Origin of the sequence: Nocardia transvalensis, from assembly GCF_015477765.1 — a bacterium.
GTDB classification, from domain to species: domain Bacteria; phylum Actinomycetota; class Actinomycetes; order Mycobacteriales; family Mycobacteriaceae; genus Nocardia; species Nocardia transvalensis_A.
Window position 1 is genome coordinate 144,622 of the sequence record NZ_JADLQQ010000015.1, and the last position, 21,794, is coordinate 166,415.

General features: G+C 64.8%; 16 protein-coding genes. 10 read left to right on the top strand and 6 right to left on the bottom strand.

Features of this window, described 5'->3' with window-relative positions; translation table 11 throughout:
* The 3 genes from IU452_RS34575 to IU452_RS34585 all read right to left on the bottom strand — a co-directional run bounded on the left by IU452_RS34575 (window position 1) and on the right by IU452_RS34585 (window position 2,065).
* Complete coding sequence (locus IU452_RS34575) at window positions 1-699, bottom strand: SAF domain-containing protein (RefSeq protein WP_195113461.1); 699 nt, start codon at window positions 697-699, stop codon at window positions 1-3.
* Between the two features lie 578 nt (window positions 700-1,277).
* The gene (locus IU452_RS34580) at window positions 1,278-1,625 is read right to left on the bottom strand and encodes a hypothetical protein (protein WP_195113462.1); all 348 of its coding nucleotides are present in this window, start codon (window positions 1,623-1,625) and stop codon (window positions 1,278-1,280) included.
* Window positions 1,622-2,065 carry a hypothetical protein gene (locus IU452_RS34585; protein WP_195113463.1) on the bottom strand — a complete coding sequence of 148 codons (444 nt, stop codon included), beginning with the start codon at window positions 2,063-2,065 and terminating at the stop codon, window positions 1,622-1,624. The genes IU452_RS34580 and IU452_RS34585 overlap by 4 nt, the downstream gene beginning before the upstream one ends.
* Before the next feature lie 212 nt (window positions 2,066-2,277).
* Here IU452_RS34585 and IU452_RS34590 point away from each other — a divergent pair, with 212 nt between their 5' ends.
* Window positions 2,278-2,940 carry a hypothetical protein gene (locus IU452_RS34590; protein ID WP_195113464.1) on the top strand — a complete coding sequence of 221 codons (663 nt, stop codon included), beginning with the start codon at window positions 2,278-2,280 and terminating at the stop codon, window positions 2,938-2,940.
* Between the two features lie 206 nt (window positions 2,941-3,146).
* Here IU452_RS34590 and IU452_RS34595 read toward each other — a convergent pair whose 3' ends face one another.
* A complete protein-coding gene (locus IU452_RS34595; RefSeq protein ID WP_195113465.1) occupies window positions 3,147-4,229 on the bottom strand; it encodes a GAF domain-containing protein in 1,083 nt (360 codons plus the stop codon).
* A 93-nt stretch (window positions 4,230-4,322) separates the two neighbouring features.
* Between IU452_RS34595 and IU452_RS34600 the strand changes: the two genes are divergently transcribed.
* Window positions 4,323-5,375: an acyl-CoA dehydrogenase family protein gene (locus IU452_RS34600; protein WP_195113466.1), complete on the top strand. Its 1,053-nt coding sequence runs from the start codon at window positions 4,323-4,325 to the stop codon at window positions 5,373-5,375.
* Between the two features lie 69 nt (window positions 5,376-5,444).
* Window positions 5,445-6,437, top strand: coding sequence for an alpha/beta hydrolase (locus tag IU452_RS34605; RefSeq protein ID WP_195113467.1), 993 nt, complete (start codon window positions 5,445-5,447; stop codon window positions 6,435-6,437).
* 128 nt (window positions 6,438-6,565) lie between these two features.
* Here IU452_RS34605 and IU452_RS34610 read toward each other — a convergent pair whose 3' ends face one another.
* Window positions 6,566-6,925 carry a hypothetical protein gene (locus IU452_RS34610; RefSeq protein WP_195113468.1) on the bottom strand — a complete coding sequence of 120 codons (360 nt, stop codon included), beginning with the start codon at window positions 6,923-6,925 and terminating at the stop codon, window positions 6,566-6,568.
* A 490-nt stretch (window positions 6,926-7,415) separates the two neighbouring features.
* Here IU452_RS34610 and IU452_RS34615 point away from each other — a divergent pair, with 490 nt between their 5' ends.
* Entirely contained in the window at window positions 7,416-7,940 is a 525-nt protein-coding gene (locus IU452_RS34615) for a hypothetical protein (RefSeq protein ID WP_195113469.1), read from the top strand.
* A 417-nt stretch (window positions 7,941-8,357) separates the two neighbouring features.
* Here IU452_RS34615 and IU452_RS34620 read toward each other — a convergent pair whose 3' ends face one another.
* On the bottom strand, window positions 8,358-8,828 hold the full coding sequence (locus IU452_RS34620) for a hypothetical protein (RefSeq protein WP_195113470.1): 471 nt from the start codon (window positions 8,826-8,828) through the stop codon (window positions 8,358-8,360).
* A 271-nt stretch (window positions 8,829-9,099) separates the two neighbouring features.
* On the opposite strand from IU452_RS34620, the gene IU452_RS34625 reads away from it, so the two are divergent.
* From IU452_RS34625 to IU452_RS34650, 6 genes are all read left to right on the top strand, one after another.
* Entirely contained in the window at window positions 9,100-9,870 is a 771-nt protein-coding gene (locus tag IU452_RS34625) for a hypothetical protein (protein WP_195113471.1), read from the top strand.
* A 2,003-nt stretch (window positions 9,871-11,873) separates the two neighbouring features.
* Window positions 11,874-12,818 (top strand): ParA family protein, encoded by a 945-nt coding sequence (locus tag IU452_RS34630; protein WP_195113472.1) that lies wholly within the window; start codon window positions 11,874-11,876, stop codon window positions 12,816-12,818.
* 218 nt (window positions 12,819-13,036) lie between these two features.
* Window positions 13,037-13,456, top strand: coding sequence for a hypothetical protein (locus IU452_RS34635; protein ID WP_195113473.1), 420 nt, complete (start codon window positions 13,037-13,039; stop codon window positions 13,454-13,456).
* Between the two features lie 445 nt (window positions 13,457-13,901).
* Window positions 13,902-15,128: a hypothetical protein gene (locus IU452_RS34640; protein ID WP_195113474.1), complete on the top strand. Its 1,227-nt coding sequence runs from the start codon at window positions 13,902-13,904 to the stop codon at window positions 15,126-15,128.
* Window positions 15,129-15,685: 557 nt separating this feature from the next.
* Entirely contained in the window at window positions 15,686-16,081 is a 396-nt protein-coding gene (locus IU452_RS34645; RefSeq protein ID WP_195113475.1) for a hypothetical protein, read from the top strand.
* Window positions 16,082-16,305: 224 nt separating this feature from the next.
* Complete coding sequence (locus tag IU452_RS34650) at window positions 16,306-21,723, top strand: telomere-binding protein (RefSeq protein WP_195113476.1); 5,418 nt, start codon at window positions 16,306-16,308, stop codon at window positions 21,721-21,723.
* Window positions 21,724-21,794 lie beyond the last annotated feature (71 nt).

The window sequence follows — 21,794 nt, forward strand, 5'->3', positions numbered from 1 at the left end:
TCAGCGCTCCCTGGTCTGGAGAACGATCGCCACCCGGTGGGTGGCCGCCCGGCCCGCGACCCAGTTCGCCTCGCCGTCGGGGACGAGTACGTCGACGGTGACCTGCCCGCTCTGTCCCTCGCTCAGCGGGCGTACCTGCACGACCTGGGCGTTGCTGGTGGTCGGTGCCTGCACCGGTGAAGAGTCCTGATCCCGGGGTGTGTCGACCAGCTGCACCATGTCGCCGGGCATCAGTGCGGTCGCGGGCAGCTTGTCGAGGGCGACGGTGATGCCGACCAGGGATTTGCCCTTCGGGGGCAGGACCCCGTCGGTGAGGGAGGAGGGGTTGAGCAGGGTGCCTTCCGGCAGGTTCGTGGAGACCGTTTTCCCGACCACGCGCGCCTGGTCGGCGGCGAGCACGACGTGCAGACCAGCGTCGGTATTGACGTGGACGGTGGCCAGATCGGCGGCTGTGATGACGTGCCCTTGCTGGATGTCCTTGGCGAGCACGAGCACGTCCTGGCGGTCGTTCTTCTTGTTGACCAGGGTCACCGCGAAGACGATGGCGAGGGCGCACATCGCGACGGCCATCACCAGGAACAACGGGCGGCGGCGTGGGCGGGGGTTGGGGACGGGGTTCATCGCGCCCAGTTCCTGCGACGCCTGGCGGGCGCCGTTGCGGCTGCGGGAACGAGGCAACAGCGTCATGGTGTCAGGCATCGTTGGCCTCCCTGATCGGGAACGAGGAACACGGGCACGGCCGGGTGGTCGCGGGGGCCTCCGGGGACGAGGACGATAACCACCGGCGGCGCGACCGTGGGTGTCCGGCCGGTCGACACGTGCCGGTGTGGATTGCTTTCCGGTCACTGCGAGCTGTGATCGCGGTCATAGTGGCCGGAGAGAGTACTCCTCGACCGCGACGTCGAGGTCGGCGAAGTTTTCCGTGGCCGCATGCGGCCACGATCACACCAAGAGGGCGTCTCCCGCTCCGCCGGCCGACGCGGGAGACGCCCTCGAAATCACCCTCATCGGCGATCATTGCCGTGGTGGTGACGTGATGGGAGTGAGCCCGACTGACGGGCTCGGCGATCCCGAGCGGTGTATGCGCGGGGTCGAGGTGGAGCAGTTCGCTGTGCATTCGGGTGGTCCTTTCTCCCCTACGAAGGAGTCCCGTCTCGTCGGTGGTCGCCGTCGTCGATGTGTCTTCCTTCTCCGCCGAAACCCTGGTGGCGGATGCGTGGTTTCTCGCGAACTTGGTGTCGGTCAATCTGATGGACTTCGGCGGTTCGCCGCAGGCTCTACGGCGGTTGAGTGGTCAAGGCGCGGGCGGCGGTAAGGGCTGCGGCGAGGCCCTGAGCGCCGGCTGCGTCGAGCTCGCAGTCACCGGCCGCGCCGGTGTCGACGACGTACTTGGTCGGGCTGCGCTCGACGCCAGCGGTACCGCGGTGCTCGATGGCGAGCAGCATGAGGCTGCCGTGATCGGTCCCGGCGATGGGAATGGTGCGCCGGTGGATACGCAACAAGTCCTGGGTTCCGACGTCGTCCTCCCATCCATGGCCGTCGGGCCGTTCGCACCACCGCGGGCACGGCGGTGTGGGCAGCGACATGCGGACGAGGTCTGTGCGGTGCAGGTCTGTGGTGATCACGGAGTCTCCTCCGGTGGGGCATCGCTGGGGTCCGGTGCCGAGTGCGGCGGCTCGAGCTCCCGGCCCCGGAGCTGTGGAATGGTGTGATCGCCGAGGCGGACGGCGATCACTGGGAAGCGGGCCGCGAGCAGGGTGACCACCTCGAGAGCGATGGTCTCGTCGGCCGGGTCCATGAACAGACGGGTCGCCGCGTCCTGGATGTCCTGGATGTCCTGGGCATCTTCTGGGGCGGCCACGGGGGCGTCAACGTCGAGATGGACGAGCTCCCAGCCGATGCAAGAGGCGGCATGGTGGTTGCCGTCCGCGTGCAACTGCGAGATCCGCTCGATAACAACGTCGACACCGTGCCGCGTGACGATATCCCCGAGGCCCTGGATAGCTCGATGCGGTCCCGGTGGCGCGGCGCCCAGCGTGGGTGCCTGCTCAGCACCTCGATGCACGACTCTCAGAGGCGATGAAGTCCCTTGTTCCGCAACGTATTTAGTTGAGCGGACATTCACGTTCGCCATTGCAACCAGCTCCTGGAACCTGGAATACGGTGTGCACGCTGTTGTTTGCGGCCATTCGACTCCGAGGGGTATCGGCAGAAAACGGACGAATACCCGGAGACTTGGCGACCCGTTGTTTGTGCGGGTCCGAGCGGGGAAGGAATGTGTCGCGGATCCTGCTGCCCGACGACGGCTTGGGCGGCGTCACAACGGTCAACACGGTCTACGACACAGAATTGACCGCGTCGCTTCGTGAACTCTCCAGGGTGCGTCGCCCGGGCGGGCACCTGGTCGTCGGTCTGGCCGACACCAATCACCTGAGCCCCCCTCCCCTGGCACGATGTCGTGCTGCTTCGGGCCGTGACCAAGGTCGCCGACATGATCAGCGCCGCCTCGTACGCAGCTACCGCGCGTTCCATGTCCACGTCGCCACCGCCCCGAAGTCCCCGCTCGTCAGCCGCTCGCTGGGGTCCGCCGAGACGCGTGCGGCCGCGCGGGCCTGCGCTGACGCACCGTCTCCGGTTGGGGGTGGCCTGGCCGCGATGCGGCGTGGGCGGCGCCAGCGCCGCAGTGGGGGGAGCGGCATGGTGGTTGCCGGCTGCGTGAAGCCGGGTGACCCGATCGACGATGGCATCGACGCCGTAGGCGCCAGCGATGTCGCGCAGCCCGTACGGCGCGCTGGCCGGTCCCGATCTCAGGATCAGGATGCGCTGCGGTTCAGAAGGTGCCCGACCGATCGCGACACGGCGCGGATCGCCGCAGGGAATTTCGGAAATCGCCGAATGGACATCGCCGTGCATACCCCACCTCGCAGTCAAGGCTCGTAAGCACGAGCCATCGTTGAGCGCGGGTGGGGCCCGGCAGCGGGCTCCACGACCTCGTCAGTCGAGGTACGCCGGATGCGTCAAAACCTGGAAGACGACCGAAGCGAGGTCGTGATCGCGACGGCTGTTGCGCGTCCGTGGGATTGGATAGTAGTCGCGTCAAGTGATGAAGCCCACTATTTGCTTGAATTGTTACCTATTGCGCATACCTACTGGTCGGTGCTAGTGAACGGAAGAGGCAGATGCCGTGCGGGGGGTTGTGAGGGGGCGTCGGTCGGGCCCGGAGTGAACAGCACCAGCGCCAACGTCGGCATCAGCTCGGGATCGACGATCTGAATCGTGACCGCCGACCAGATCCACCCGCCGGCCGGGTTCCGCGTCCGGATTCGATCGGTCGCGATTCCGCCGGCCAGGGCGGGGGCAATAATGTCCGGCATCCGGGCCAGATCCTCAGGATGTAGCCCCGACGCCTGCCCGGTGGACACCCCGTGCCCGGTCCCCCGGAAGTAGGGCGTCAACCACTTCAGAACGACCGGGGCAGGCCATCGAAAGTCCACCAGCGCTCCGTACTGCTTCGCGTTCGAGATCGCAATCCCTGCGATGGTGGCATCCAGTGTTTCGAGCGAGATATCCCGGGGATCGAGTGCGGCGGACGCGGTCACGTCCTGGCAGAGCACACGGAGCCTGGGCCCCACGTCGGTGCTGACGTACCGGCATGCGTAGTGAAGCATGATCGGCGCGGCGGAATCGTCACGCAGCAGCAGACGGCCCGCTGCGGCAGTATCGGGACCCGCGGTCGCGATCTGCTCCCATACCCGGTAGAGATCTCGCATGCGCACGATCCGGTTGCAGAAATCCAGAGGCCCGTACACGCTACGATCGCGGAATTCGGCGGGCGTACCGATGATGTCCTGATATTCGGAACTGAGGATCAGCCTGGGAACCTTGGTCGGAGTATCCAACTCCCAATGAAATGCCGCGACTCGCGGCGGGTCCGGGAGTGGTTCCTGACCGAAGGTGACATGCACTCCGGTAATCGCGTTGTCCGATCCGGCCACAGGAATTCCATGGTACGCAGACGCTCCGGGTTCAGCTCCGCGCATCGTCACCGGGGATCGGCTGCGACGGACATGTTTCACCACGTCGCTGACGATGGAATAGTCAGGATTGTGTAACTCGTTTCGAAGTTTCTTGAAGTCACGCCCGCGGCCCTTGCGAACAACTACCAGCGGATCGTGGCCCATGGTTTCAATGAGCAGCTGATCTGCCCCCTTCAGCAGTTCTCCTGACACCGCGCCCTACCCTGCCCTCCTGTGGTTAGCCCCCCTGCGTGCGGATACTATCAGCTATCCTCGGAGTAGACCCAGAATTAAGGCAGGTCACAAATGGTTCTCGACTGGATCGCCAAGGCCGAAAAGATCGCAGCAGATACACTCACTCCAGGAGCCGCCGAGGTTGATCGGACCGGAGTAATTCCGGAGACGAATTTCGAAGCGCTTGCCGGAAATGGCTTCTACGGAATTCCGTTCACTGGAGAAATCGGGGCCGAGGAATTACTGGAAACATTGGCCCTGATCATTTCCGGCTGTCTGGCGACCGGCTTCGTCTGGGCTCAGCACATCGGGGCGCTCCAGTCGGTCTCTTCCTCCGACAATTCGGAGTTGAGGGATGCGCTGATGCCGCGCATGGTGACCGGAGAGCGCCGATGTTGCATTACCCACGCCGGCGCGAATTCAATGCCCTCGCTCGTCCTTTCCGAGACAAGCAGCGGCTACACCCTGGCTGGCACCTCGCCGTTTGTCACCGGTTGGGACTACACCGATACTCTGGTCGCCTCGAGTCTGCTCCGGCGCGACGGCATCGACCACATCGCCGCACTGGTGGTCCCGGACAAGCTGGATACCCGCATCCGGGCAACAGAACTTTCCCTCATCGCCGCCACCGCCAGCTCAACTGTTCGGCTCGATTTCGACGACCTACCCATCCCGGCGGACAGCATCCTGAGCATCGTGCCGCGGACCGAGTTCATGCGCACCCGGGTAGTCCGCAACGAATGGGTCAACGGCGCCCTCGTGATCGGAGTTCTCAAGGGGTGCATCGGTGAGCTGGAGGATCAGGGCGGTGACGCGGACGTGTTCCGAACTCGCTATGCCGAACTTCTCGGCCAGTACGCGGCAGCAAGAGGTGATGTACACGCGGTGCGTATGCTGCGCGCCGAGATCTCCCGGCTAGCAGTCAACGCGGCGGCGGCGGCCATGGTCGCCACCGGGGTCCGTTCGGTGGTCGCACACTCCCCCGCCGAACGGTGGGTCCGTCAGGCCGCATTCGGCTTGCTGGTAGCCACCCACGACCCTCTCCGACAGCTATTGCTGCAGACCTTCACTCGCAGCGCCGATCCCGATACACCGATCTGGCCGCCGAACTCGTCACAGCGGTGAGGCACGCGCAGGAGATCCTCGAGCCATTCCCGGCATCGATAGTTCCGTGAGCAACTATCGTCTCGATTTGTGCCCTACCGTGGTGATCGCGACCCGTCCAGCCTCATCACCGCTGTCGATGAATCGAGTCCCGCAGACGACGCGCTGCGCTGTGAGATCGCCGCGCCGGTAACGATCGAGGAGCAGACCGGCCCGATTGCCGGCACTCTGTGCGTTCCCGCCGGCGCGACCCGCCTGCAGATCCTGATTCCGGGGCTGACTTATTCCCGGGAATATTGGGACTGGCCATTCGGCGATCGCAGGTACTCCTACGCCGCCCATCAGAATCGCCGCGGCGAGGCCACCCTGGCGCTGGATCGCCTCGGCACCGGCGTGTCATGGCATCCACCGAGCGCGATGGTCACCTATGAAGCGCAGGTCAGTGCCATAGCCCAGACCATCGATCAGATCGTCGAGCACCATCTGGTGCCGGCCCTGCGGAGTATCGTCCTCGTCGGCCACAGCTTCGGCTCTGTCGTGGCCTATGGTGTCGCGACCGCCAGTTCCGTCGTCGATGCACTAGTCGTCACCAGCACCGGGCACGCCCCTCACGGAATCGGTGTCCTGCGCCACGCGGCGGCTGTCGCACAGCCGGCGAACGTCGAATCCCGCTTCAGTACTCTCGATCCCGGCTATCTGACCCCCCTCCCGGGGATCCGTGCCGGCTTCTACAATCCCGCCAACACTGATCCGCAGATCATCGCCTTGGACGAACAGATCAAAGACGTCAGCGCACTGCCGGAGAGTACGACAGCGCCCACGTTCGACAGCGCCGCTGCTGTGAACCTTCCCGTATTGCTTGTCGTCGGCGGCGCGGATCCCCACGTCTGTATGCCGCCCGTCCTCGCGCTCGACAGTTCGTCCGACGCTGCGGTGGCCGCATATGAACGGCGATTCTTCGGTCCACGCGCCACCCTGCAGGCGGCTGTCGTCGCGAAGACGGGGCACAACCTCAATCTGGAGTTCAGCCATGCCGAGGCATGGGCCGTCATCGACTCGTTCCTAACGGCACTCGAGCACTGAAACGGGGGGTCCTCCGAGCCGGACTCCCCCTCGCGCTGCTGGTGCGTTAGCGGCCCGCTGCCATCCCCCCGTGCACGGCAACACCCGGGGCGAAAACTATTGCAGCACAAGGAAATACAACTCTCAAGCTAAGCCGGATGTCTCCCTTCATGCTGGGCCCATGCGATGCTCAAATTTCCGCCGAGAGCGGCCATGATCAGATCCGGTGGCAGATCAGCAAACGGAGAGCCGGTCGAGAGTGTCGGCTGCGAAGGTTGATCAACAGCGTTCGACGCACGCGGGTGGTCATGCCGCCGGCCCCCCTGCGCCCCGCTGCTCGTATCGCCGGCCTCACCGTGCGCGGGCCCCTCGTCATCGGTCCGTTGCACGTCTGCATCGGGGGCCCACCCGGCGACACCGTAATAGCGCGCCCATGCGACGCTCGGATTTCCGCCGAAAAAGGCCATGACCAGTTCCGGAGGCAGATCAGCAAGGTCGTCCGCGTCCACTTAGCGATCACTTCCTCGTCCCGGTTACTGTCGTGCATACAGGTTCAAGCCCGCTCAACGTCGAGAGTAGACCTCGGCTGGGGCGTTGGCAGCTGCCCTTCATGGCGTGCGTGTCGGACACCGAACGATCGCCGAGCGCAGCGGACCGTTGGGAATTCGAGCACACCCGCGGGCGCCGTAGAAACCGAGCCTGACCATCCGCACCGACGCTCGCCGCCGTGGGATCGAAGTGCCTGCCGCCCCGCCGATTCGGGACGATTCGGGCATGGTGATGTCATTCTGCGCGAGAAAGGGTAGCGATGGGGGACCAATCCTTCCCGTAGCCGTCGCGGATGTCGTCGAGCAGATGGTCGATCGGGGTTGATCAGGATCGTCCGCGGCCCCGCCGATCCGGCGGAGTCGCGGCGAGGATCGCTGCCGGCGTAGGAGGTGCCTGGGCCGGGCTTCGACAACCATCCGTGTGTAGGCCTCTCAGTTCATCATCGAGGGCATGAGCCCGGCCCCCTCCCCCGCATCGCGCTTGTACGCCGCGACCATCAATTGCATCCGGTGTGAACGCGACCCAGGCTCCGCACAACTGAACGTCGGCTCCGAAACCGAGCCGCGATGGGTACCGCGGGCCGAAGCATGGCGTGACTTCTACGCCCGCGGCTTACTGCTGGACGTCGGTGCGGAGCCCGAGCTTGTGAAGCGCTGCCGCGACTACGCCGAAACGAAACTGCAGAACGCAATCGCCGGGAATCGCGAGCACGGCCGCAACGCCAACCCTGAATTCTGGGAATGTGCGGTGAACATCTCCGCGATCGCCGAGGAGATCCTGACCTCCAGCGACGCCGACCGCAATCTGTTCGCCCGTCAGCGACTCCTGGCCGGCATCGAACACCTGATGATCACCACAACCCTCGGGTCGCTCCCGCAGGTCAACGCCGACGCCGGTGCCACCCTCGCGGCAACGTTGGCTCGAATCGACGAAAGTGATCCCGATTCCACTCCTGGCAAGGGAGCACACCCCTGACACTCCCCCGCTGCACGTCGACCGCCGCCTGCTCCCGCTCTCTTCGCACAGCAGCGCGACACACGGTCGCTTGGCGAGCAGCAAGGAACCTAAGTCTGCATTCAGCGTTCTCCCGCAGCTTCACCGATCTTCTACCCGACGAATCCCTCCCTCGGGGCTACTCAGTGAGACCCCCGCGTAGCGGCGTTCAAACTGCCAAGCGAGCACCCCCAGTTGTCCCGGTCTGGTGGTTCCGACCCGCCCGGGCAAGGAAGTGCCCCGGCACATCTGGGGGGGGAGTACGCGCCGGGGCATCTGATTCCGATGGATGGGGGGGATATCCACCGTCAGGACCGAATCGTACTCCGCAAGTCCGACACCAGCCAAAATTTGCCCGCAACCCCCGCGTGTCTCAACCACATGAGGGCGGGACAAGCGTCAGCCGATCCGCCCCGCGTCGTCTGGAGCGCCGGGAACTGCACCGTTCCTGCCCTCGGCCGCGTAATGCGCCTCGATCGCGGCGGCGAGTAGATGATTCACCGATCGGGCCAGGAGCTCGGTGCGCAACTGCTTGAACATCTCGAAGTCCGAGTCCAGAGCGGTGAACGCTACTGCCGACGTGGTCTCGTCCGTCCCGTCACCCTTACGGCGGCTCGTGGTGACCGCGCGCTTCTTGAATCGGACTCCGCCGACGACACCGGCCGGGTGCAGGTACTTCTCGAGGCTGCCGTCCGCCAGGGTTTCCTCCAGGACCGCGATCAACAGCGCACCGTGATCGAACCCTCGACGCTCGGCCTCGGCCCGGAATCGGTCAGCCAGACCGGACGGAAGCCGCACGTTCGAATCCCTGGTCAGTTCCTCCTCGTCGTCGAACGCGTCGTCCGACGCTGTGCTGTTGCTGGCAGTCACGATGGTGCTCCTCCGCATCTGTCCGGCTCGCGCCGCCATCCGGCGTGTCGTCCGACGTATATCTGTCGCACCTGACACCACTCACAGACCACCACCCGACCAGCATTTCCCTAACGCTCGCCCGTTGCTCGACAACGGGCCGACCAGCGCTCGCCGACCGTTCGGCGTCCACTCGGCATCTATCCGGCGAGTGTTCGATGGGTGTTCGGCGAACGTTCGACCACCATTCGACGACCGCCCGTCAAGCATGTGTCCGATGACAATGCGTGTGATGTCTGCGATCATCGTTGACATGACGCTGCCTGCCGGAGATCAGACGCGGTCCCCCCAGACCGCGGCGGCGGACAACGACGACGTCACGGGCATCGAGCTCGAGCGGCTGCCCCGAACCCCCGACGAATGGGTCGAGGATCTCGACTGGCACCGCGACAGCTATCGCTACTCGAAGTTCCAATGGACGCCCGAGGATGCGCTCCTCATCGCCACCCGGTGGACCCGGGGCCAGGACACATTCACCAACGTGGCGGACCTCGCGACTCTCACCCAGCGCCAGCTCGAACTGGGCGACTACACCGAGACCTGCCAGCGAGCACTCGGCAAGGCCATCGCCGAGGTGCAGCGCGGGCTTCAACGCCCCATGGCCGACGTCGCCGACTTGCTGGGCCTTACCCAGCTCGAGTGCGACGAAGCGGTCTATCTCGCCACGGTCCGCACCCTGTGGTCCACGCCAGCCAGCCCGATCCCTGACAGCAACGCCCAAGTACGCCGGATCCGCACCATGTGTGACGGAATGTTCTTCGCCTCACCACTGCTGCTCGCCTGGGAACTCAAACAACTCTGGCGCATGTACCAGTCCGCCTACAACCTGCTCGAAGACACCGTCGTCGATCTGATCGTCGAACTTGATTCGGTCGATCCTGTCGCAGTCGCGCACGCCTCAGGCATGCCGAACACGCGCTCACTCAAGCAACGCATTCAGACGCAACGAAGTGAACGAGGCGAACCGGGCGACCCACGACGCGATCCTCGCCAGGTCTTCTGACCCGCGAGTCGTTGCACATAAGGAGTCTTTGAGTCCTCCTCCCTCCCGGCTGGAGGGCTTGAGATGCCCGCAGATGCGTTTCGCCGTTCGTCGACCATGAATTGGTTCTGTGGCCGTGCAGGCTGGGCCCCACCCGCGTACATCGTCTATCGCAACGACCTTCGACAGGCGGTTTGCCTCCGATCCGGATCTCGCGTTGTTGACGTCCGTGCAGTTCGGCCGAGTCTTCCTAAGCAGCCTCCCCTTCGAGCATTCCTCCTGGCGGCGAGCCTGAGCTCGCTCGATGCACTCCCATGCCAATGCATCCGCTGCGATCCGTCACTGTTTGCGCAATTGACGCCGAGTGCCTTTCCCTGATGAATCCTTATTCACGTGGATCGCCGCTCAGCTCCCCCTGATTGACCCCCCGCAAGCGATCTGCGCGTGCTGCGGCTTCTAGATGCGCCAGCGCAGTCGTTCGCGGCATCCGCGACGAACCCTTGCCTGTGAGGCGGTCTCAATTCGTCACAGTGACGAATTATTTTCCCAGGTCGCGCTCATAATTTCTCTGCTTCCCGTGACACGCTCGAAAACCGGCCTACTCGGCCGCACCCAGTCAGGACAACGTTGTGTCAGGTGTGTGTAGCTGTGATGTTGACTGCGTGTTCCCTCGTAAATCTATCCGTCTTCAGATACGCCGTTGAGAGTATGATCCAAGCTACTGGTGAGAAAGCCTGGATACAAATCTATCGACCGGTGTACACGCAAACCAATTGGATAGCTATTGCGCCTACCTGGCACGAAGTTATGAGGTCAGCCATGCCAATCGCAAGGCCCTTTGCGCTCTAATTAATTACGTCCCCTGCGTAGGACATCGTAGGTGCCAGAGCCGATGGATATGTGCTCTGCTTGGCTTTTGGCTTTGTCGATCGACCTGCCGTTCTACCAGTATTTGGCCTGGTCGTTCAGCCAACCTGCGGCACCATTGCTATCAGCGTGCTCCACGGCATCTGTCGATTCGTCACCGCACTGGTAGATGCTTAGGCGAGTCGCTTTGCTTTGTCGCATGCTGCCTGACGTACCACCTCGCCAGTCGGTTCGACAACCGGGCCCCTCATGCTCGAGGATAGGTGCCGCAGCGCCATCACCATGGCCTTTCGCTGGATGGTGACGATAACTATTCGACTCACTCGCCCCAATACCTTGCGGCTGGCGGCGTCGCCAGTGCAGGGATCTATCTCGACGTGCGTGGCTACGTTCGGCGTTACACCAACCTCTCGATTGACATTCGCACCACTGAATCGGCAAGCACCAGGAACCATGTCCCTCGAAGCCGAGGCGGCGACACCCACACAAACCACTCCAATCGTCGATACACATGCCAGTACACATACTGCAGCGCCGGTCCGGGCCAGTGCCTATCGGCGTGCACTGGCCCACACTTACGGATCTGCGCGGCGCCTTATCGTGTCGGCGGTATTGGAACCGGTCGATGCACCCGTTCTCCCATTCGTCTACCGGGCCGCTGTGATACACACCTCGTTGCACGGTTCCACACTCATACCTCGCCTGGCCCCCCGCCATACCCTGCTGCACAGCTCTTGGTAGGTCTACCCGACGATACGGTGGTAGATACGGTGGTAGATAAGGAAACACGCTCTGAGCAGTGCCTATTAAAAGATAGTGATACCGATACAGCGCTCTGCTGGTTGATGGGCAAAGCCCGTCCTCGGCAGCTCGATGGTGAGGCCCGTTAGCGCCGGGGTAGTAGGGCACATTGCCCGACACGCCGAGGCTCTTGTCTGCTCCGTGGTGTTCGCCTGCGCGTCCTGCGCTACGATGCAGATCGCCGGTCCGGAACACCTACCCACACCCTTTCTCACAGTTCGATATCTGCTGGTATTGGAGCCGTCAGTGATGTTAGTGCACCTCGCTGGATCGCTTCGCGATCCGTTCGTACCCGACGTAGATCCGAGCACGAGCCACTCGGGGGGAGCGCAGACTTCATGGCTCCGGTAGCGACCATGGACCAGCCGGTGTTCGAGATCTGGCCCGGGCTCGGTCACGTCATTTGCTTCGCGAACTGGAAGGGCGGGGTCGGCAAGACGACCTCCACTGTCAACCTCGGCGTCGGGCTCGCACTTGAAGGAAAGCGGGTTCTGATCGTCGATATCAACAGCCAGGGAACCGTCGCTGTGTTGCTCGGATTGCTCGACCATCCGGAATACGACCAAGGCGCCGGCTTGTTCACGAGCATCACCACTGGTGCTCCTTTGAACCCGATCAAGGATGTTCGGCCTGGCCTCGATGTTCTGCCCGGCGGCGACTACATCACTCTGCTCGATGATGCCCTCTCTGCACAGCTGCGATCGGCCACGACCGCACCCCGCGTCGTGCTGGGTCTGGCCAAAGCTCTTCACGCGATCGCCGCGAACTACGACGTCGTCCTCGTCGACACGCCCCCGGAGAACGAGACTCTGCTACTGATCGGCCTGGGGGCATCCCGTTTCATCCTCGTACCGATGAAAACCGACGACCTCTCACGGCACGGCCTCAGCCAGCTTGTCAAACGAGTCGAGATCGCACGTGACCACAACCCATACCTGATGCTGCTCGGCTTGTTCATCTTCGACTCGTCGACTACCAGCAGAGGGATCCGCGCGGAGACGCGCAAGGACATCGCTTCGGATCTGCAGACCGATGATCTGATGTTCGACGCTTTCATCCGGCATGCGGAGAAAGTCGCCAAGGACAGCGCACAGTACGGACGCGTTCCAATCGAACTGGCTGACGAGGTGGCGAACAACCCGACATGGACCGCGATTCGGCGAGGTGAGGCCAAGGACGCCATCGTTGTTTCCCCGACATCGATTGGCGTTGCTGAAGACTACGACCGCCTGAAGAAGGAAATACAGGCGCGTATGGAGGCGCGCCGTGCTGAGCTCATCGAGGAAGGAAACTGGCCATGACCTCACCCTTGAGGAAACAGGATATCGCCGGTGCGGGGACTAGTGGCGTCTCATCCCTTCTGTCGCCCGCGAATCGTGCTCAGATCCTCAAAGAAACCGAGGAGGCGATGGCCGCCAACGAGGCGGAGCAGTCTGCTTCGCCGGCCAGGTCGGCCTCGGCGCGGCCCCGTCGCCAGGCTTCGCCACGGGAGACTGGCACTCGCCCGGCCGCTTCGGTGGTGTACGTCGACCCCGCGTTGAATACCCGGTTGATCGCGTATCGAAAGAAGAAGGATCTCACCAATCTGCAGATCATCCTCGAGGCGGTCGCTACCCATCACGACAAGCTTCGAGAGATCATCGACGCCGCCCGCATCGTGACGCGGCCGGTCGCCGACCTGTTCGAGCCGGATCCGAACGCGGTGCGATTCAAGGGCGGGGGACAGGTGGGCTTCCCGTATCGGCCTACCGAAAAGCAGGCCGAGAAGCTCGAAAAGATCGGTGCCGAGCTAGGCTTCGAGCAACTATCTACTTGGCTGGCTCCGGTCCTCGAATACCACACCCGGCCCCGCAAGAGGCTGCCCAAAGCCAAGAACACCGAGACCACGAAGGACGCCAAGGGTCGGTCCACGACGAAGTCTGCCGAGCCGGAGCAATAGCTCGCCTTCGGTCGCGCTTCCCTCGAGCCCGATCTGGGGGTCGGTGAATCGCGGCGCCTGGATCGTCCCCGAGTGCTCAACGCATTGCGGCGACACGAAGAAGCCGGAGTAGGGGGTGTCAACCGGATGGCTTTAGTGGACGACCTTCGGCCCAGCTCGCGGGCGGTCGTCGGCTCCGAGTGTCCGGATCGGCAGATATCTGTCGAGCTGTACAGCGACACCCCCTCGGGCCTATCGAAGGAGATCTTCGTGCAGGCGACCCCAGACGATAGGACGGAGAAGGCACCCAAGGAGAGCGAGGGGACCAGCTAGCAGACTCACACCATCAGCAATGTCAGGCCGGGGGAGGGGACCCCTCAGCCGGGCACAGGACTCGAATGGTACGTGGCGACGAGCGGATCACCGCGTTTTGGGGGCAAATGCTCGCAACTCAGGAGAGTCAGAAATGGCCACCGATTCCGACATCGGTCCGCTGGAACCCGCATCGATCGGACCCACGCATGCAGCACCCAGTCCGCCCCGGTGGTCGGAGAAGGACCGCCGCCGGTCGATGAAGGATCTGTCCGTCGCCGAGCTCACCGAAGAACTTCAGACACGCCGGCAGCGGGGGGTGCTGTTACTGGATCCGGAGCTCCACAGCGAGCCGACCCGGTTCGAGATGTGGCGCATGAAACGGCTGGCGCGGTGGAAGCGCAGTCAGGAGATGGCGCGGGAACGTCGACAGTTGCGCGCTGCCATGAGTGCCGAGAAGCGTGGTCAGCGGGCCGAACTGGCTATCCAGCGCGAGACCAGTGTCGATGAGCGCTGGTTCCGTCGCGCCGTTGCCGCTCGGCGCCGGGTCACCAGCCCTGATGCTCGGCTTGCGAACCTTCGCCGACAGGCCACGTGGTCGTCCTACGCGCTGATCGGTGTTGTTGTCATCGGCATGGCCTGGGCGGCTGTCAACGTCCAACACGGCTTGGTGCCCAGCAACAACATTCGCGAGCCGCTGTTCTGGCTGAGCTATGGCATCGAGGCGATGATCTCCATCCCGCTGGTCGTCGTCATGGCGTATGCAGCGGCGGCGACGAGGTGGAGGGTCAAGGTGAATGTCGTCCAGATCGTCGCCTTCGAGTGCTTTCTTCTGTCCGTGACCGTCGCATTGAATGTCGTGCCGCACGCGCTGAACCATGATGGAATCCGCGCTGCCGAGTCCGCCGTGCCTCCGGTCATGGTGGCGGTCGTTGCGTGGCTTCACGCCTGGGTCAGCGCCCGCTATGGCGAGCTGATGACCATAGCCTTCGACGAGCTCACGACCCGTCTCGAGGAGACCGACGCTCTCCTGGTCGAAAGCCCCGCCGAGAATGCTTCACGAGGGCTGGCAAAAATCGCCGAGCGGGGTCGCCACGAGTTCGGTTCGGTGACCCGCAGCGGCGGCATCGACGATGACGAGACGGACACGGAGATCGAGGTCGAGCCCAGCCGCGACTGGCGGGCGATCGCCGAGCAGACCATCGCGGCGGGCCTGCTTCCGCAGAGTAGGCCGATTGAGCAGATTGCCGAGATCCTCTACCTGTACCACGACCGTCACTACTCCCAGCGCCAGACGAAAACCGCAGTCGGGCTCGGTAGCCACGAGACCGTCGGCAAAATTCTGAGTGCCGCGCGCGCGGTCCTTACCGACGCCGCCTGACCCCCTCACCCGACAACTCGAAACACCTCTCCTCATCAACAAGGCCGTCGGGGCCCCACACCGGTTCTGTGGGTTCCGGCGGCCTTGTTGCGCATCCAGCAGTTCCAGAATCTTCGTTGCGGGGGGTGGTCCCAATCACGAATTCGGTGTGTCGGCCCGACACGCTGGACGGGTCGACGAATTTCGGCGACCACCAGATCTCCGGCACCTCGCCGTCAGCAGAGGGCTGGCAAACGCCATCTCGTTCGCGCCGCTAACGTTTTTCAATATGCTCCCCACCACGCTCCCCCCATCTTCCCCACCCCCGGTGGGGAGCGTTAAAAGGTGTCTGACCATCGCTTTTTCTGTCTTCCCCACCTTCCCCACTGGTTCGGGCGGTACACCCCATCACTTGGATTTCCTGGAGTCTGACGGTGTACAGGGGCAACCGAGATAGGCATCAACCTGCGCAATGGAGACTCGAGTAATCCGGTCCGGATTCGGCGTGTCGGTTACCCCGGAACCGCTTCGGTAGACCAGGATGACGGGCAGCAGTACCCCCCGAAGGAGGTTTGCCAGTGACCCGGAAGTACGTAGGCGCGGAGAAGAGAGGCCCCCGGCTTCACCCCGAACTCCTGGACCTGCTGGAGATCGAGCGCCAGGAGGCCGGCGCCAAGACAGTGTCGGCGTACCTGTGGGACCTGTTGTGTCACCGCTACGGACGCCAGGACTTGATTCGCGAGAAGGACAAGGCGCCACTGCCGATCGACACTCGCAGCGACGTCATCCGGATGTGCTTGCGGCAAGGACGACCGGACCTTGCACACAAGGTTCTCCAGTCGGGGCCCGACGGCGAACTCGATGAGGAAGCGCCTCAGCTCGAGCTCGAGTGCCTGACCACGAACGAGACAGCTCGCCCCTCCTCCGCGGCCGCCGCGGACAGGACAGCGCGTAAGGCGGCGATCAGCGCATGACGCCCTAGACAACGAAAAACCCCCCACCCGTTTTGGCCGGCGGAAGGGGGGGTTCATTTCGAAATCTGCTCACGCTTGGCAGCGTGACCGTTGTTTCAACATCCCACCCAAGTGGGCGGTGATGCAGGTCCACGAACCGGAAAGGAAGGTGGTACGCACATGATGGTAGCGCAAGCTGCCGCCTTCCTCACGCACATCCGCGTCAGTGTTGGTGGTGATGCGGTGTGACATATCCCGCATCACAGGGCCGGATGTCGTCGTTCGACCGGGTCCGTGACCGTCTCAGCAACATCGTGCCGAGGAGCGACACCCACTTCATGGCGTCGTGCCCGGTGCACGGTGACCGCACCCCCAGCTTGTCGGTGACCTGGGTCGACGACCCGGATTGCGTGGGCAAGACGCTGCTGAAGTGTTTCGGCTGCGGATCGCCGACCGCCGACATCGTCGAGGCGTTGCACCCGCCGCTGACCCTGGCCGATCTGTTCGATCAACCGTTGCCGGACGAGCGGCGCCGCGACAGGCCGCGCGTCGGCCGATCACCTCAACAGCGGCGGGCTGGTCGGCGCCGCAAGGCGGGCAAGCTACCCCCACTGATCGTGCCGTTGCCGGAGGAGCCGGAGCTACAGCACCACTGGCAGGAAGTCTGCCGCTACCCCTACACAGACCCGGAGACCGGCCGGGTGGTGCAGGAGGTCGTTCGCAGCGAGTGTCACACCTGCACCGATGCCGACGGCAACCAGAAGCATGAGCGGCACAAGGACTTCCGGCAGGAATTCATCACCGCCAGCGGGAAGCGCGTCGCACACAAGCCGCGCGGGTTCAAGCCGGTGCTGTATCGCCAAGCGGAGGTACAGGCCGCGATCGCGGCCGGCATTCCGGCGTGGCTGAACGAAGGCGAAAAGGACGCCGACACGGCGGTCAAACTCGGTCACGTCGCTACCACGAACGCCCAGGGTGGGCTGCATTTCCCGGAAGAGCTGGCGGCGGTGTTCCGGGGTGGCCGGGTATTCGTTGTTCTCGACCGTGACGGCACCGGCTACGCCCGCGGCGTGAAGTTGGCGGAGTTGTTCGGCCAGTTCGACGACATCGATGCGACGTTCCTGCTGCCGGCGACAACGCAGGCGAAGTCCGACTTCACCGACCATGTCGACGCGGACCTGTGGGACACCAACCACCCGTTCTTCGGATTCGTGCGGGTCATCCCCGCTGAGCTGGCTGCACACCATATCGTCACCAAGCTGCGCACGAGGCTCGACGGCCGGTTGACCACCTCGGTCAAACAGGCCCGGCTGGAGGCGGGCGCACGTGCGGGGCGGGCTGCCGATCCGGCAACCGACAATCCCGAACTGGAACTGCAACGCGCACGGGCCTGGGCGTGGGAGGCCGAGCGCCGGTTCGAAATGTTCGCCGATCAGGTCGCTGAGGTGCGGCGGCTGGCGCGCGAATCCTGCACTCCCTGGGCGAACGAGGCGGTCACCGAGGCCGCCTCGATCTGGGAGGAGGCCAAGTCGCTGGCGCGGCAGGCCTACCAGGACGCACGGCTGGACATCCCTGCTCCGCTGCAGACCGACGAGGAACTCGCCCAGGCCGAGCCTGTTCCGTCGACGCCCCCACCGCCCCGGACGGCGCCCACGCCCGACACTGCGCCCGCGGCGCCGGGAGACCATAGCGACGGCGACAGCGCGGATCAGCAGGACGCCGACGCCCACCGCGGCGCGGTGGTCACTGCGCCGCTGTACCGGATCGTGCGCGGGCGGCTGGTCGAAGTGGTCACCCGGGACGGCCAAGAGCATGCCCGACAGGTGCTGTCGCTGGACGCGCGGATCGTCGAGATGGAGTATCTCGAGAGCGAGGACACCGACGATGTTCAGCGGCCGAAACTGATGGGCCGCGAACATCTCGCCGAATTCGCCCGCGCCAACCCGCCGGCGCCCGAACAGCTCACCGCGATCGTGATCGGTTTCCACCATCCCGACACGGGGGAGTGGATGCTCAAGCGGATCTCGGCCGACGACTACCGCGATCGCAACTGCGCCTGGCTCGACAGCCTGCCCGGACCGCCGGAATACGATTCGCGACCCACCGCCCTGGCGAAACTGCGGGATGCGCTCAAGGTCGCTGCCGGCGGCAACATCAGACAGACCGTGTGCTACCGCTCGACCGGGTGGCGGCGCGATGCCGAGACCGGCGAGTGGTTCTACGTGCACGCCAGTGGTGTCATCGACGGCCGCGGCGCCCGCGTCGCGCCGGTCATGTTCGGTGGCCCCTTGGCTCGCTACGACCTGCCCGCTCCGGCCGCCGACGTCACCGCGCTGCGGGACGCGTTCCTAGACCATTCCGGTACGTTGCTGACCGCTTTGCCGTGCAGGGTGGCGGCACCGTTGCTCGGGCACGTGTTCCGGGCCGCGCTGGGACCTTCTCCCTGGGTGCTGCTGCTGGTCGGCAGTCCTGGCAGTTACAAAACCTCGGTGGCGAGCCTGGCCATGCATCACTGGGGTGAGCTGTGGGATCGCCGGTCGCCCGGTAGCTCGATGTCGGGCAACGGGGACACGCTCAACGCGCTGCGCATCAAGCTGAACTCCGCGAAAGACGCCCTGTACTGGGCCGATGACGTGGCACCCACGAGGGACTGGACGGCCGCGCAGAAACTGCTGGAGGAGTTCGCCCGCCTGGTTCACAACGGTGAGCAGCGCAGCCGCTCGACGCGCGACGGGCAGGGCGTCATGGACGGTACCCCGCCGCGGTCCTCGGCGATCGTGACCTCGGAGGTGACCCCGCGGCCGGGTAGTTCCGGTGGCGAGCGCACTTTCCCGGTGCCCATGAACGCCGACGAGATCGACGTCAACACCCTGATCCGGCTCGATGACTACCGGTCGCGGTACGGCCGGGCACTGGTGATGGCCAGCTTCCTGCAGTGGCTGTCCGGCAACCTCGACAAGGCTCGCGCGATCGCCCGGGAGGAGGCCGAGCAGTTCGCCGAGCAGCTGCGGCACGGTGGGGGAGCCGTGCGCGCCTCGCAGGCGGCTGGTGAGCTGTGGGCGGGGTGGGTGGTGCTGTCGCGGTTCCTCGTCGACACCGGCGCTCTGGCGCAGTCCGAGGCCGACGATCTGCTCAACATCGCAGCCCTCGGAATGACCAACGCGTTCACCATGACCACCGACCCCGACCTGCCGACGACTACCGGGGCGCGGGTGCGGGAGTTGCTCTCGCATGCGCTGCGGACCGGCATCGCCTACGTCGACGATATCCGCACCGGGCAGCGACCGGAGTTCCCGCTGTCGAACCGGCTCGGATGGCGGCGAACCATCGTGAGCGACAACATGTTCCGCGACGAACCTCGCGGCATCCGGCTCGGCTACGTCCTGGCCGACCCGACCCCGCGCGACGGCGGCGAGCCGCAGCTCGTGGTGTGGAAGGACGCGCTCGAGCAGGTGTTGAAGGAAACCGCCGCACGGATGACCGACGCTCCGCAGGTCGATGTGGCCACGGCCAGGCGGGCGCTGGCCGACGAGGGAATACTCATCACCGAGACCTCCAACGGCGTCACCCGCTACACCGTGCACCGCACGCTGCATTGTGAGCAGAAGCGCGAGCGCATGATCGCGCTGCGGCTGTGGCCACTGATCGGCGCCGATCCCGACCCGGGCGACGGCACGTTGTGGGACGATCCCGGCCCCGACCCCGATCCCGAGCCGACGCCGACTTCGCCGTTCGAGGCGATGACGTTGCGAGAGATCCTTGGCGCCGCTTGTCGGTCGGCCGACGTAGCATCCGAGCCGTCCGACACCGACGAGGAATCCGCCATTCCTGACGACACCGCTCAGGAGCCCAATGCCCAGGAGCCCGATATGGGAGTGAGCCGTGCACCGTGTAAGGGGCAAATCGAACTCCCCCTGAAACCGGTTGCCCGCGATAGCGAGAACTCCGCCGACTGCTCGGCGAGCGAGGCTCGCATCGACGATGGCGCATCGCAGGCACGCGGCGAGCGGCCCCAGCCTGATACGACCACCTCGCCACAGTCCAGCGCACCGGGCGCTGCCGAATCGCCAAGTGACCAGCAGCCGGCCACGCCGATGCAATCGGCTGCGGCGGTGCCCGTTTCGGCTGCGGAGTTCCTGGCACCGGCGGTGGTGGTGGATGTCGAGGGCGTGTGGTTGCCCGATGGCACCCGGCTGCCGGCCCCGGATCCGCTCACCCACATCGGTCATCTCGCCGAACTGGCTCAGACTCTGCGCATCGGGCACCGGGTTGGCCCGAAGTGGGTGGAGAGAGGGCAACTCTGGGTGACAGCGGCCTTGTCGGAGCGGTTGGGTGTACCGACCCCGGACGCGACACCGGACCCCGCCAAGCTCAACAACGAGCTCAAACTGGCCACCGCAGGGCACCCGCTGGTCACCGAAGCGATTCGTGCGGGATGGACGATCGGCGGCGACGGCGATCGGCTGGGGGCGTGGACGCGGGTGTGGCGCGGCGACTATCGGGTGTGGATCGTGTTGGAGGCGGGTTTGGTGCACAACACCGCCGCCAACCCGATTCTGGGAGATAGCCCGGCGCCCGCGACGTTGGCGCGGCGGCTGGGTCTGTTCACCCACGCCTTGAACTGGCCGTTCCGGATCAACCCTCAGTCCACCGGCCTGGATCTGATGACGTCGAGCCGCATCGACCGCGCCACCGCCTTCGCCCCCACCGAACCGGTTGCTCCCGAACGCATTTCGTCGTGTGAAGACGACATTCAGTGGAACCGCAAACCGAACCCGGAAGAGCTGCGCCAACGGTTCGTCCATGCCTACGACCGCGGTGGCTCCCATCTCGGTGGCTTCGCCAGTCACTCCCTGGGGGTCGGCACAGCGACGCACTACGAGAACGGGCGCGATTTCGACCCCAAGCTTCCCGGCTATTGGCGGGTCGAGGTGCCCGAGACGGGCGACTTGCGGTACCCGCACCCGCTGTTGCCGAGCAGCAAGGACAAGCCGGGCCTGCTGTGGGTCACCACGCCCAGCCTGGAATTTGCCCGCGAATGCGGCTTCGAGCTGGAGGTCAAAGAGGCTTACGTCTGGGAGAAGCACGCCCGGGTGATGGAAGAGTTCTACAAGCGGATGCGCGATGCCCGCGCCCAGCTCGACATCGAGGACGACGCCGACGCTCAGCTGGCCCGGGATCTGGTCAAGGCGTGCTACACCCGCACCATCGGCCAGATGGGCAGCGAAATCTACATGCGCCGAAAGGTGCAGGACCCGCAGACGGGCAAGCTCGTCGAAACGTGGCGGGAAGGCTTCGCGCCGCACCGCCGTCACCACGCGATTGCCAAGGCGCGCGCGAACATTCTGCGGTTCGTCATCACGACCGGTAAGGCGACCGACCGGTGGCCGGTCGCGATCACCAACGACACGATCGTGTATGTGTCCGACGATCCGGACCCCGAATCCGCCTACCCAGGGTCACGCGGCGGCAACGGCAAGCGCGACACCTGGGGCCGCGGGATCGGCCAGTACAAGTGGGAAGGATCCGCGGTCCTCGACGAGCACCTCGAGTATCTGCAGGGCAGCGGTTACCAGAACGCCGAGGGCGTGAGCGGCAAGACCGCTCTGGTCGACAAAGAGGACTGGGATATCGAGCAGATGGGAAGGCTGACGAAGTCATGAGCAACTCGAACTTTCCCGGCTACTGGCGGGTCGAGCTGCCCGCAGCCGACAGCTTGCCGTACCCGCGCTTC

Coding starts and splice junctions, on each gene's coding strand:
- IU452_RS34575 (WP_195113461.1), bottom strand. CDS start 699: ATGCCTGACACCATGACGCTGTTGCCTCGTTCCCGCAGCCGCAACGGC.
- IU452_RS34600 (WP_195113466.1), top strand. CDS start 4,323: ATGGTTCTCGACTGGATCGCCAAGGCCGAAAAGATCGCAGCAGATACA.
- IU452_RS34615 (WP_195113469.1), top strand. CDS start 7,416: ATGAGCCCGGCCCCCTCCCCCGCATCGCGCTTGTACGCCGCGACCATC.
- IU452_RS34625 (WP_195113471.1), top strand. CDS start 9,100: ATGTCTGCGATCATCGTTGACATGACGCTGCCTGCCGGAGATCAGACG.
- IU452_RS34630 (WP_195113472.1), top strand. CDS start 11,874: ATGGACCAGCCGGTGTTCGAGATCTGGCCCGGGCTCGGTCACGTCATT.
- IU452_RS34640 (WP_195113474.1), top strand. CDS start 13,902: ATGGCCACCGATTCCGACATCGGTCCGCTGGAACCCGCATCGATCGGA.